This is a genomic window from Streptococcus sp. KR (assembly GCF_002238115.1).
Classification (GTDB): domain Bacteria; phylum Bacillota; class Bacilli; order Lactobacillales; family Streptococcaceae; genus Streptococcus.
Window position 1 is genome coordinate 1 of record NZ_NGVM01000311.1, and the last position, 235, is coordinate 235.

Annotated in this window: 1 protein-coding gene; it reads right to left on the bottom strand. The window is 46.8% G+C overall.

The window, feature by feature from the left end; genetic code table 11:
* On the bottom strand, window positions 1–235 hold a 235-nt coding region (locus CBI42_RS12085; protein ID WP_142294176.1), incomplete at both ends, for a transposase.

The window sequence follows — 235 nt, forward strand, 5'->3', positions numbered from 1 at the left end:
ACTTGCGGAAAGCCTCGTAGTTAAGGTGATTGGCCGGCGTTAATAATAGTTTCCAATAGCGTTTCAAGGCGTGATACTGGCGCGAGGAAGTGGCCAGGGTTTTCATGAGACGCACTCGCGTCTTGTTAAAAGCCCGGTTTAAAGCGTTAACTAAGTGAAAAGGATCAATAACAACGATGGCGTTCGGGAAGATCTGCCCAACCAATTTGGGATAGGTATAGTTCATATCGGTGAC